Source organism: Microbacterium sp. 2216-1, assembly GCF_046507855.1.
Classification (GTDB): domain Bacteria; phylum Actinomycetota; class Actinomycetes; order Actinomycetales; family Microbacteriaceae; genus Microbacterium; species Microbacterium esteraromaticum_C.
Genome location: NZ_JBKFTM010000005.1, coordinates 163,998 through 176,119 on the forward strand (window position 1 = coordinate 163,998; position 12,122 = coordinate 176,119).

Genomic DNA, 12,122 nt, shown 5'->3' on the forward strand with positions numbered 1-12,122 from the left:
GGCCGGGCGAAAGCCCCTGGCGGGCGAACGCCTGCGAAGATGGAGGGATCAACGAGAACTCGCGCCTGGAGCTGCCAATGGACTCTCGGATGCTCACCACCGAGAAGCTGCGTGCGCTGCGGCGTCCCCCGGAAGAGCTCAAGAAGTCCGACCAGCAGGACCAGCGCGTGCACAACAGGACGCTGCTGTTGCGCTTGCTGCGGGCCGAAGGCCCGTGCACGCGACCGCAGCTGTCACGCCTCTCGGGCCTCTCGGTACCCGCCGTCACGACGTTGATCGGGGAATTGTCCGATGCCGGGGTGGTGTGCGATATCGGCATCGACGGCGCTGCGCGCGTGGGAAAGCCTGCCAGCTACGTGCAGATCAACGATGACGGCGCGTTCGTCGTCGCCGTCGACACCACCGCACGTGGCGGCTTCGTCGGAGCGGTATTCAACCTCGCCGGCGAGGAGAAGCTTCGCCTCACGCACCCCCACGAGGCCGGCCCGGACACCGCACTTGATGTGCTGATGGAACTGCTCGACAGCCTGATCGACGCGGCGCCACTGCCGCTTGTCGGTATCGGGATCGCCTCGCACGGCCTCGTCGACGACGCGGGCATCGTGCACCTGGCGAACAGGTTCGACTGGCGTGAACTTCCGCTCGGCTCACTCATCACCGAGAAGACCGGGTTGCCGACCATCGTCGGCAATGACGTGGACCTGATGGCGCTCGGCATTCGCCGGTTCCGCCGGCCCTCCGACAGAGATCTCATTGCGATCGCGATCGACCACGGTGCGGCTGGGGCGGCCTTCATCGACGGGCGGATCCTGCTCGGCGAGCAGTTCGCCGCGGGCGAGCTCGGTCACCTGAAGATGCGCGATCACGGTCACCTGTGCCCCTCTTGCGGCGGGCGTGGATGCCTGGACACGATCGTCAGCGGCGACGCGCTCCGCCAGGCTCTGGCGCAGGCCCCGCAAGACCGGGAGGCGCTGTTGGCGGATGCTGGTCAGGTGCTCGGCGACGCTCTCGCCCCTGTCGTCAACTTCCTCAATGTCAGTGAGGTCGCCGTCATCGGGGACCCCGAACTCGTACCGGGCACGTTCCTGCACGCCGTCGATGAGACGGTTCGCTCCCGGATCATGCCGGCGATGGCCGGAGACGTGCTCATCGACGCGTACACGGATGGCACCTCGCTCGCGCTGATCGGAGCGGCGAGCGAGGTGTTCTCCCGCGAACTAGGCCTGGTCTGAGGATTGGCTACCGGCTGCGTCAACGAGCCCGTCAGCCAGCGCGACCGCAACCCGGCGATAGTGATCAGGATCCGCGGGGAAAGACGTGAGCGTCAGATCGGCCGACGGATCGACGATGGCGCGCACGTTCTCATCCGAAGTGCATCGTGCCAGCATCGCCATCGCCCGATGGTCCACGAACGCTTCTGCGACGACACGATGCCGGATCGACTCCCATGGCCTGCCCTCGGGTCCCGGGTACACAAGGAACGCGTCGCCCCCGAGGAAGGCGCTCCCCGCCGTGGTATCGCGGAACGGGTCGATTCGTCGTCGCGACAGGAAGGAGTTGTAGAAGTTGAACCCCCAGTGCAGGAATCCCTCCGCACCCGTCAGATACAACTGCGCGCCCAGCACCCGACTGCGGGACGAGGGCAGGGCCATGAACCTATTCGCCACCCGCCGGCTCTGCGCAACGCAGTAGTACAGCCACATCGATGGGACCCCGGCGTCGAGGAACGCATCGGCATGATCGTTCGACACGATCGGAAGGGCCACGAGGCCCTTCGAGTGCAGCTCGAGCTCGGCGAGCGCGTCGATGACCGTGCACCCTTCCAGCAGATCGGCCACGATTCCCCACGCCGTAGCGAAGGACTCGAGATGCGCAAGCGTGGGTTCGTCGGAGACGTGGAAGAAGACCCGGTCCAGCCCCCACTCCTCGTCGAGCACCCGACGCAGTGCCGGCAGCATCTGTTCGAGCAGTCGCCGGTATCGGGGGTCATCGGCAGGTACATGCCACCCGAACCGCTGCTCTGGCCCTTCCGGCGTGTCGACGATCATCGGCGGTGTCGCCCGCGCACCCCACTGCGTGAACAGGTGCACGATCTCGAGATTGCGGATGCCGACCTTGCGGCAGACCGTCATCCATCTGCGCACCCCGCTGAAGTCGAACTCGTACTGTTCCTCGCCGCGATCGATGATCCGCAGCAGCTGCGTAGGTGTTCGCCGCTCTGTGACGCCGGTGTCCAGCGCGGCAGTCCACACCGGGGTGAGGATCGTGTTGACCCCGGCGCGTACGGCCGACTCGAGGAAGTTCTCGATCGCCGCCCAGTGCGGCTCCGAGAAGACCCCGAAGCCGTAGTAATCGGCGAGTCCGTCGCAGTGGAACCACTCGGTGTGTGCGATCTCGAGCGGCGCGAGGTCCACGGAAGGCACGCGCACCGGCACCTGGAACTCGCCGATGACGCATTCATCGGCGAGGCTGTGCACTCGCACGAGCACGGTCTGGTCACCGTTTGCCGCCTCAGCGTCGGCAATGACATCGACCCACAGAGCTCGCCACTGACCGACGACCGGCTGGAGCCTGGCGTGAGGCGCAGGGCGCAGCAGATCGGGGAACAACCCTGGGCCGGTGCGCAGGTACCCCTCATCCGCGTCCTCGAAGGCGGCGAGGTCGTTGGGAACCAAGTCGACCACGCTGACGTCGGCGCGCAGGCCCGGCGGTGCGACGATCTCGAGTTCGACGTCACCGAGCCGCGTCGACTCCCGCAGGCGCGGCGGTCGCACAGCGATCTGGAATGACGCGAGCTGCCCGCGGTAAGCCACCAATGGGACGGACTCGGTGAACGGCCTGGGCGCCTGATCTGGGAACACCTTCTCAAGCGAGTCGCAGAGAACGGTCTGCCAGGTGCTGTGTGGGGTCAACAAAGGGCTCCTTCAACGGGATGGGGTGGGGGGAGAGAGGAAAGAAGAGGAAGAGATAAGAACGCGTCAGCCCTTGACGCTGCTGGAGGTCACGCCCTCGACGAACTGCTTCTGCAGCACGAAATAGACGATCAACGGCACGAGGAACGACACCGTCGCGCCCGCCATGATGATCCCGTAGTCGGTGAGCAGACGCCCCTGCAGCTTGGCGACCGCGAGGGTGACGGTCTGCATCCGGTCGTTCGTGATGGAGACGAGCGGCCAGAGAAAGTCGTTCCAGGTGGTCAAGAACGTGAAGATGGTCAGCGCGACGATCACCGGCTTCATAGAGGGCAGCACGATCCGGAAGAACAGCTGCACCTCGCTGGCGCCGTCGATACGCGCCGCCTCGAGCATCTCGTCCGGAATGGACGACATGAACTGGCGGATGAGGAAGACCCCGAAGGCGTTGATCACCGGAAGGAACAGTGACACCCAGGTGTTGAGCAGACCCAGATCACGCATGATCGTGAACAGCGGGATGAGCGTGACCTGTGCGGGGACCATCATCGTGGCCACGTACAACCAGAACAGCGCCTCCGACCCCGGGAAGGGACGCTTTGCGAAGGCATAGGCGGCGAACGAGCACACGATCGCGTTGACGACACAGGCAAGCACGACCACTCCGATGCTGGTGACCAACGCAGCACCGAACCCGTTCTCGGTGAACAACCGCACGTAGTTCGACAGCTCGAGCTTGGCGGGGTCGAGAAAGATGGTGATGACGTTCGTACGCTGCAGCGATGTCACCACCATGAAGGCGAACGGCAGCAACGCCATCAGGCAGAACACGATCAGCACGGTGGCAGCGATGCTGTCTCCGAGCCGGGGCCATCCGCGCCCCTGCGGTCGGCGCGATTCTCGTCGCAGCGCCGCCTTGTCAACGACGACCGATGAGCGGGTCGTGACCTCGACGATGTCAGTCTTCATTGCTCTTGAGCACCTTCCGCTGGACGACCGCGATGATCAGGATCAGGGCGAACAGCACCGCCGCCATGGCGCTCGCGTATCCCATCTGGAAGTTCTGGAACCCCGCGCGGAAGATCATCATGACGATGGTCGTCGTGGCACCGCCGGGGCCACCACCGGTCATCACGTAGACGAGGTCGAACACCTGGAACGACCAGATCGTGCCGAGGATGACCACCAGCAGGGTCACCGGGCGCAGGGACGGGATCGTCACGTGCCACAGCTGCCCGAAGCGCCCCGCGCCGTCGAGGCCGGATGCCTCGTACAGTTCGGCCGGAACGTCCATCATCCCGGCGTAGTAGATGACCAGGAAGTAGCCGATGTTCTTCCAGACCGTAACCAGGCCGACAACCCAGATCGCCAGGGTGGGGTCGCCGAGGAAGTTCACGCGCTCGAGCCCGAACGCCTCGAGGAACACGTTCACCGCGCCGTCGTTGGTGCCGAGGATCGTCCGCCAGACCACACCGACGACGACCAGGGAGCTCATCACCGGGATGAACAGGGTCGAGCGCACGATCGCGCCGAATCGGTTGCGGAAGCGTCTGGCCAGCACATCGGCGAGCAGCAGGGCGATCACGGTCTGCAGCGGCACCGAGATCAGCGTGTAGACGACGGTATTGCCCAGCGCCGCGGCGAACGCACCATCGTTGAGCAGTTTCGTGTAGTTGTCCGTGCCGACCCAGGTCGGTGATCCGAGCACGCTGTACTGCGTCATGCTGAAGTACAGCGACATCACGATGGGGATGATCACGACGACCATCAGGATCACCAGGCTGGGCAGTACGAAGGGCACTCCGACGTACTGCCCAGCCCGTTTTCCGGGGCGACGCCGTCGCTGGCGTGGTCTGACGGCGAACGCTGCGTCGTCCTTCACGACCGGCTCGCTCGCTCCGGCGCCTGCCCCGGTTCTCATCGTGCCTGCGCCAGTGCGGCGTCGCCCGCCTCGGCGGCGTCGGCGAGCGCCTGCTGCGGGGACTTCTGGCCGAGAACCATCTGCTGCAGGTTCTCGTACAGGGCGTTGTACACGCCGGCGCCACCGGCCGCGATCGGCAGCGAATGCAGAGACTCCGCCGATTCGGCATACGTCTCGGTGAACTTCGTCGGTTCGCTCTGCTCATCGGTCGCCACCGGCGGGTAGGCGACGATCTGCTGGTGGAACTCGGCCATCTGGTCACCACCGAGCAGGAACGCGACGAGATCAGCGCACAGCTGCTTGTCGGCGCAGGACTCGAACATCACAAGCGCGTCACTGGCCACGAACGTGCCCGCCTGCTTGCCTACGAGCCCCGGGACGAACTCAGCGTTCATCTCGGTCTGCTCCAGGTCGGCCCACGTTCCGTCACTGCCGAAGAAGAATGCGGTCTCCCCCTCGTAGAAGGCGCTCTGCACTTCCTCCGGCGTGAGGCCGGAGACATCGACGGGCATCAGGTCCTCGTCGAGCAGGGTCTTGAGGAACCCGGCGGCGGCGAGACCCGCGTCGCTGTTGAACGCCGTCGCCGTGCCCTCCTCGTTCAGAATCTCTCCGCCGGCCTGCCACAGGAGCGGGAAGTAGGTCGCGTTGAGCATTCCGCGGTTCGGTGCGCCCCACTCCTGGTACAGCGGGGTGATGCCCGCTTCGTGCAGGGTTCGGGCATCGTCGAGGAATTCGTCCCATGTCGTTGGAACCTCGTCGATGCCTGCAGAGGCGAGCAGATCCATGTTCCCCCACAGCAGTCGGATGCCGCCGACGACGAAGGGCATGGCGTACTGGCTGCCGTCGACCTTTCCCTGGTCGAGGTACAGCATCTTCGACGTGGTCTCTTCGGAGAGGTGGTCATCGAACGGCGCGAGTGCTCCGTTCGACACGTAGTCACCCATCATCTCGGTGTACATGTAGCCGACGTCGGGCCCCTGTCCACTGGAGACACCCGTGAGGTACTTCTCCTCGTAGCTGGCCCAGGGGACCAGGGTGACATTGACCTCGACGCCGTGTTCTTCTTCGAACGGGGCAAGGATGCTCCGCCAGGTCGCGGCCTCCTCGTCGGCTGTCGCCGCGGCGAAGGTGGTGGGCATCCACACTTCGAGAGCCTTGTCAGCGGCCGCGCCGTCCGTCGTACAGGCAGCCAGTGCGGTCAGAGCGCCGACGCATGTGACTGCGGCGATCGTCCGGTACTTCATGTTCATGCGGCAAACCAATCTCTTCATCGGGGTCAGTCGCCATCGCGGCGATGCGAGCGCGTCGGTGCTCACGCATCTTTCATATCATAAACCACTTTATTAATGTGACTTTTCTTATAGATCGACGCCTTCCCGACAACAAGAAACCGCGTGGCGCCCTCGGGCACCACGCGGTTCTCAGAGAAGAGTGCGGGTCAGATCTCGCCGTGGGCGAGCCGCACGATGCGCGTCAGCTGGTCGGGGTCGGTCTCGGGCGGAACGCCGTGGCCGAGGTTGAGGATGTGCCCCTTGGCGCCGCGCCCGCGTGCGATGACGTCGCGCACGTGCGCTTCGAGCACCGGCCACGGCGCCTGCAACAGTGCCGGGTCGATGTTGCCCTGGACGGCCACGTCCGGGCCGACGATGCGGATCGCCTCATCCAAGGGCATCCGCCAGTCGACACCGACGCCGTCGACGATCCCACCGAGACGCATGTCGCCCAGGAACGGCCCCGTTCCGACACCGAAGTGGATGCTGGGCAGACCGATGCCGTCGAGCGCTGCGTGCGAGTGCGGGGCGATGTGCGCACGGTAGTCGGCGGGACTCAGAGAACCGGCCCACGAATCGAACAGCTGCACCACAGACGCACCGGCGTCGCGCTGGATCTCAAGGAACCGGCGCGAGATGCGCGAGAGCCAGCCGGCCAGGGCGTTCCACGAGTCAGGGTCGGCGTGCATCATCGCGCGGGCACGCAGGTGTTCCTTCGACGGACCACCCTCGATCAGATAGGCGGCGAGGGTGAAGGGCGCACCGGCGAAGCCGATCAGGGGCTTGTCGCCGAGCTCGGCCACCGTCAGGCGGACAGCTTCGGCGATGGCCGTGCCGTCGAGGTCAGCCGGGTCGATCTGCGTGATGCGCGCGACATCGTCCGCGGTGCGCACGGGGTTGGCGAACACCGGGCCGCGACCGGGCTCGATCACGACGTCGACACTGGCCAGACGCAGCGGGATGACGATGTCGCTGAAGAACACGGCGGCGTCGACGTCGTGGCGGCGCACCGGCTGCAGCGTGATCTCGGCAGCCATATCGGGCGTGAGGCACGCATCCAGCATCCGCGTGCCGACGCGCAACTCGCGGTACTCGGGCAGGGACCGCCCCGCCTGACGCATGAACCAGACCGGGGTGCGCTCGGGCTTGTCTCCGGCGAGCGCGCGCAGCAGATCACTCATGCGCCTATCGTGGCATCCGCTCCTATGCGTCCGCCGGTCGCCAAGCTCGTTCAAAGATGAGAGGGGTACACTCCCCTTCGTGCTGTTCTGCGTCACGGCCAGTCACAAGACGGCCTCCTTCGATCTGCTCGAACGCCTCAGCCGCACCCCCGACACCGTCGCACCCAACCTGGTGGATGCCGGTGCGCAGGGCGCGGTCGTGCTGGCGACGTGCAACCGCTTCGAGGCGTACATCGAAGCCGACGGCTTCGAGCAGCACACCGTTGTCGAGGCGGTCGCGCTGGCCACGGGCATCCCGGCGACCGACCTGCACGGGTCGTCACGCGTCATCGGCGATCGCCACGTCGCCGAGCACCTGTTCGCCGTGGCGTCGGGACTGGAGTCGGTCGTCTCGGGTGAGGGCGAGATCGCCGGTCAGGTGCGCCGTGCATTAACCGTCGCCCGCGAGGCCGGCACGACGTCGTCCGAGCTGGAGCGGCTGTTCCAGCGCGCAAGCCAGGCGCAGCGCAAGGTCAAGAACGTCACCGCCCTGCACCGCGCCGGCCGTTCGCTGGTGCGCCTCTCTCTGGAGCTCGCCGACAGCCGCATCGCCGATTGGTCCGCCGAGCGGGTGCTGCTGGTCGGCACGGGTGAATACGCGGCCGTCACGCTGGCGACGCTGCGCGAACGCGGCGCCGTCGACATCTCGGTGTACTCACCGTCGGGCCGCGCCGAACTGTTCGCGAAGAAGTACGGCATCACACCGGTGTTCGATGACGAGTACGCCGCTGTCGCCCAGCGGTCGACGCTGCTGATCACGTGCACCACCGCAACCGAGCCCGTGCTCGGCCCGGCGCAGTTCGCGCGCACCGAGAACGAGGCGGGCGCCGGGTGCCCGATGGGCCCGGTGACGGCGGATGCCCCGCATTCGCAGCTGGTGATCGACCTGGGCATGCCCCGCAACGTCGACCCCGCCGTCGCACAGCTCGAAGGCGTCGCGCTGCTCGATCTGGAGACCATCCGCCTGCACGCGCCGCTGGAGGAGCTGCAGGCCACCGATGCCGCCCGCGTCGTGGTGCGCGAGGCTGCCGAGAGCTTCCACCTCGACGGGTCACGCCAGAGCGTCACCCCGTCGGTCGTCGCGTTCCGCACGCACATCTTCGGGCTGCTCGAAGCCGAGATCGATCGGGCACGCCGCCGCGGCGACGAAGACGGACTGGTCGAGCAGGCGATGCGCCACCTCGCCGGCGTGCTGCTGCACACTCCCACCACGCGCGCGCACGAACTGGCCGCTGAGGGGCGCGGTGCCGAGTTCGCCGCGGCGATGCAGACGCTGTACGGCCTCGGGCCGGATGCTGGCGCCGACGCCACGGTGACCGCCATCGCCTGATCGGCTGCGTGCTCTTCGCGGATGCTCGGGCGTGCGCTTCGCGCGGATTTGTGCGCTAGCCCTGGGCGGATGTGTGATCAATCGCCAGTTGTCTCGGCAAGGAGCGAGGTGATCGCGACGCGAACACGTGGCAATTCGACGCTGAGCGTGGCCCACACCGCGTCGTAGTCAGTCGCCTCGTAGTGATGCGCAAGCCGATCGCGCATGCGCTTGATACTCGACCAGGGAACCTGCGGGTTCGCAACAATCGTCTCGGCGCTCAACCGTGCAACGTTCTCGCCGATCTTGATGATGATCGATTCGGCGGCCAGACCGGGGATGTTCAACTCATCTGACACGTACCAGTCGCGTCCTCGCTCGGCGAGTCGGGTGCCGTCATGGCATAGTCGGACAATCTCGCGCAGAACCCGTTCGTCCCGCTCGTTCATGCAGCCACCGCTGACTGACGAATCGGATGATCCCCGGGGAGCCCGCCGTCAGTGACCACGTCCACGGGGACGCCGAGCAGCTCTTCAGCCGCGATGGTGAACTCGGCGATCGCCAGCAACCCGATGTTCGGAGAGCGGGTGACGAGGATGTCGAGATCGCTCTCCGTCGTGTCCGTGCCCTGGCCAACGGATCCGAACACGCGAATGTTGCTCAGTCCGAATTCCGACGCGAGATCCTTGAGCTCGTCACGATGCCGTTCGAGCGCCTCGCGTGGCAGCGGGCGCATGGCCGCCTGCAATCGGTCAACCATGGCAGCCGAGGGGTGTCGCCGCCCCGACTCGTATGCTGCGATGTTCGGTTGCGCAACACCGCTGCGCGCCGCGAGCTGCGCTTGGCTGAGCCCCGCCCGCTCGCGCGATTCGCGCAACGATTCTCCCATATCTCGATGATATGGTCCGGCGGAGTTCGATGGAAGAGCAAGGGCGCGGGCGCCGAGTGGATCATGACCTCGACGACGTCCTGCCGGCCGGAACCCGGTAGGCGCACCCGTATCTGTCACGCGGGGCGGGCAAGCCACGCAGAGCTTCCGCCTCGACCGTTCGCGCGAGAGCGCGACCCCGTCGACCGTCACGTTCCGCACGCACATCGTCGGACTGCTCGAAGCTGACACAGACACGAATGGCAGACTGGCTACATGGCCCTTCACATCACCGGAGACACCGCCGCCGACACCCTGCTCACTGAGAACCCGCTGGCTCTGCTGGTCGGGATGCTGCTCGACCAGCAGGTTCCCATGGAGACCGCGTTCGCCGGCCCGCTCAAGATCGAACAGCGCACCGGAGCGACGGATGCCGAAGCGATCGCCGGCATGGACCCGGATGCCTTCCTCGAAGCGTTCAAGCAGACGCCGGCCGTGCATCGCTTTCCCGGATCGATGGCGGCACGGGTGCAGACGCTCTGCCAGACTCTCGTCCATGAATGGGGCGGCGACGCCGCCGCCCTGTGGACTCAGGGGAACCCCGACGGCGCCGAAGTCCTCAAGCGCCTGAAGAAGCTGCCGGGCTTCGGTGAGCAGAAGGCCAAGATCTTCCTTGCCCTGCTCGGCAAGCAGTACGGTTTCACTGGCGCGGGCTGGCGGGAGGCATCCGCTCCCTACGGCGAAGAGGGCGCCTACCGCAGCGTCGCCGACATCGTCTCACCCGAGTCGCTCGCCCAGGTGCGCGAGCACAAGAAGGCGATGAAGGCCGCCGCGAAGGCGGCGAAGCCATGAAGCCGACCGGGGGTGACGTCACGGAGTTCATCGCGGAGGTGAGCCCTGCGAAACGGCAACGGGATGCTGAGACCCTGACGGCCCTGCTGCAGGAGGTCTCGGGCCGTGAGCCCGTGCTGTGGGGAACGATCGTCGGGTTCGGCAGCTGCCACTATCGGTACCCGACCGGCAACGAGGGCGATATGCCGTTGCTGGCGTTCGCTCCGCGCAAGGCCGCCTCGACCATTTACCTGGAGTCGACGGCCGCGCACGCCGACGCGCTGGACCGACTCGGCCCGCACACGACCGGCGTCGGCTGCCTCTACATCAAGGACCTCGAAACAGTGGATCTCGACGTCCTCCGCGGCATCCTCACCGCGTCGCTGCAGTGGTCCGAGAACGGCGGCGGCGAGTACGCGACGATCACTGTCACCGGCTGACGCCATCCACCGCCGCGTGCGGGATGCCGTCGCGCCAAACGCTCGGGTCACATCACGATGATGTCGGTCTCCGGCGCTCGATACTCCGCGACGGTCGGCATATCCGGCGCCGCAGCAACGCCGGTGCGGAACGCGCGCACGCTGCGCAGTACGGGATCGATGCCGTCGGTCTCGATCCGCAATCTCCGCACCGCACGTTCGGTGAACGAGTGCATCCGCCGTACTCCGATGGTCCCGCCCTCGCACACCACGTCACTATCCACCAGCACCCGATGCGCCGCTACGCGCTGTCCGACATCCAACGCCTCAGCCAGTTCGAGATGGTCGATCTCGACCTCGTCGGCGAACTCGGCGTCCCAGACACCGGCATCCCGTCGGATGATCCGCGCCTCCAGTGGCGCACCGAATCGCCTCGCCAGCTCGGTGGAGTACTCCTCAAGAACTGCCAGGTCGGTGCGGTCGATCAGGCCGTCCCGGTTCGGCGGCACGTTCAACAGCAGGTTCGCCCCCAGCCCGACCGACCGGTAGTGGATTCCGAGCAGGTGCTCGACGGTCTTCGGCTCGTCGAACGGATGCCAGAACCAGCCGTGCCGCAGCGATACATCGCACTCAGGCGGCAGGTAGCGCGGTGCGAATCCAAGCACCGCATCGGTGTGCACGTCGTTCGGTGTCCAGTCCGCGACGTAGAGAACGGGATCCGAGGCCAGGCCGTCCTCATTGCCGACCCACCGGATGTCGGGGTCGCCCATGTTGAAGATCACCGCACCGGGCTGGTGCTCGCGCACGATCCCGGTGATGCGGGCCCAGTCGTACTCGCGGCCGGCCGATCCCGCGCCGTCGAACCACACCTCGACCAGGTCGCCGTAGCCCGTGCAGAGCTCGGTGAGTTGCGCGCCGTAGAAGTCGTCGTAGGCAGCGGCATCCGGGTAGCACGTGGCGTTGCGATCCCAGGGCGACAGGTACACCCCGAACCCCATTTCGGCCTCCGCGCACGCGTCGGCGAGCTCACGCACCACGTCGCCGTCACCGCCTCGCCACGGGCTGGATGCCACGGAGTACTCGGTGGTGGCCGTCGGCCACAGGCAGAACCCGTCGTGGTGCTTCGCGGTCAACACGACATGCTGCGCGCCGGCGATCCTCGCGGCGGCGACCCACTGGCGGGCATCCAGCGCGGTCGGATCGAAAGACGCAGCCGGCAACGTCCCGTCGCTCCACTCCACCCCGGCGAAGGTGTTCAGCCCGAAGTGGAAGAACACCGCGACGCCGGCCTGCTGCCAGCGCAACTGCGCCGGGCTCGGATGCAACCCCACCGTGTCTTCAGAGATCGGCATGTCGGCCATGGTCAGGGCG

Annotated in this window: 12 protein-coding genes; 4 read left to right on the forward strand and 8 right to left on the reverse strand. The window is 66.5% G+C overall.

Annotated features, from left to right (window positions below):
* The first annotated feature begins 89 nt into the window (after window positions 1-89).
* Window positions 90-1,232, forward strand: a complete 1,143-nt coding sequence (locus ACLD0U_RS13695; protein WP_206551048.1) for an ROK family protein — start codon at window positions 90-92, stop codon at window positions 1,230-1,232.
* On the opposite strand, the gene ACLD0U_RS13700 is transcribed toward ACLD0U_RS13695, so the two are convergent.
* From ACLD0U_RS13700 to hemE, 5 genes are all read right to left on the reverse strand, one after another.
* Window positions 1,218-2,912, reverse strand: a complete 1,695-nt coding sequence (locus ACLD0U_RS13700) for a DUF4091 domain-containing protein (protein ID WP_410340943.1) — start codon at window positions 2,910-2,912, stop codon at window positions 1,218-1,220. The two genes, ACLD0U_RS13695 and ACLD0U_RS13700, sit on opposite strands and share 15 nt — an antisense overlap.
* A gap of 66 nt (window positions 2,913-2,978) precedes the next feature.
* On the reverse strand, window positions 2,979-3,881 hold the full coding sequence (locus tag ACLD0U_RS13705; protein WP_206551046.1) for a carbohydrate ABC transporter permease: 903 nt from the start codon (window positions 3,879-3,881) through the stop codon (window positions 2,979-2,981).
* Complete coding sequence (locus ACLD0U_RS13710) at window positions 3,871-4,794, reverse strand: carbohydrate ABC transporter permease (RefSeq protein WP_410340944.1); 924 nt, start codon at window positions 4,792-4,794, stop codon at window positions 3,871-3,873. The genes ACLD0U_RS13705 and ACLD0U_RS13710 overlap by 11 nt, the downstream gene beginning before the upstream one ends.
* A gap of 35 nt (window positions 4,795-4,829) precedes the next feature.
* Entirely contained in the window at window positions 4,830-6,083 is a 1,254-nt protein-coding gene (locus ACLD0U_RS13715) for an ABC transporter substrate-binding protein (RefSeq protein WP_410340945.1), read from the reverse strand.
* Between the two features lie 188 nt (window positions 6,084-6,271).
* A complete protein-coding gene (gene hemE, locus ACLD0U_RS13720) occupies window positions 6,272-7,285 on the reverse strand; it encodes a uroporphyrinogen decarboxylase (RefSeq protein ID WP_410340946.1) in 1,014 nt (337 codons plus the stop codon).
* A 79-nt stretch (window positions 7,286-7,364) separates the two neighbouring features.
* Between hemE and ACLD0U_RS13725 the strand changes: the two genes are divergently transcribed.
* A complete protein-coding gene (locus tag ACLD0U_RS13725; protein ID WP_410340947.1) occupies window positions 7,365-8,654 on the forward strand; it encodes a glutamyl-tRNA reductase in 1,290 nt (429 codons plus the stop codon).
* Window positions 8,655-8,731: 77 nt separating this feature from the next.
* On the opposite strand, the gene ACLD0U_RS13730 is transcribed toward ACLD0U_RS13725, so the two are convergent.
* Both ACLD0U_RS13730 and ACLD0U_RS13735 read right to left on the reverse strand, forming a co-directional pair.
* Entirely contained in the window at window positions 8,732-9,082 is a 351-nt protein-coding gene (locus tag ACLD0U_RS13730) for a DUF86 domain-containing protein (protein WP_410340948.1), read from the reverse strand.
* Complete coding sequence (locus ACLD0U_RS13735) at window positions 9,079-9,510, reverse strand: helix-turn-helix domain-containing protein (RefSeq protein WP_410340949.1); 432 nt, start codon at window positions 9,508-9,510, stop codon at window positions 9,079-9,081. Before ACLD0U_RS13735 ends, ACLD0U_RS13730 begins: the two co-directional genes overlap by 4 nt.
* A gap of 267 nt (window positions 9,511-9,777) precedes the next feature.
* Here ACLD0U_RS13735 and ACLD0U_RS13740 point away from each other — a divergent pair, with 267 nt between their 5' ends.
* Together ACLD0U_RS13740 and ACLD0U_RS13745 are read left to right on the forward strand one after the other, a co-directional pair.
* Window positions 9,778-10,353, forward strand: coding sequence for an HhH-GPD-type base excision DNA repair protein (locus ACLD0U_RS13740; protein WP_410340950.1), 576 nt, complete (start codon window positions 9,778-9,780; stop codon window positions 10,351-10,353).
* Window positions 10,350-10,772, forward strand: coding sequence for a DUF1801 domain-containing protein (locus ACLD0U_RS13745; RefSeq protein ID WP_410340951.1), 423 nt, complete (start codon window positions 10,350-10,352; stop codon window positions 10,770-10,772). Before ACLD0U_RS13740 ends, ACLD0U_RS13745 begins: the two co-directional genes overlap by 4 nt.
* Window positions 10,773-10,819: 47 nt before the next feature.
* On the opposite strand, the gene ACLD0U_RS13750 is transcribed toward ACLD0U_RS13745, so the two are convergent.
* Window positions 10,820-12,103: an alpha-L-fucosidase gene (locus tag ACLD0U_RS13750; RefSeq protein WP_410340952.1), complete on the reverse strand. Its 1,284-nt coding sequence runs from the start codon at window positions 12,101-12,103 to the stop codon at window positions 10,820-10,822.
* Window positions 12,104-12,122 lie beyond the last annotated feature (19 nt).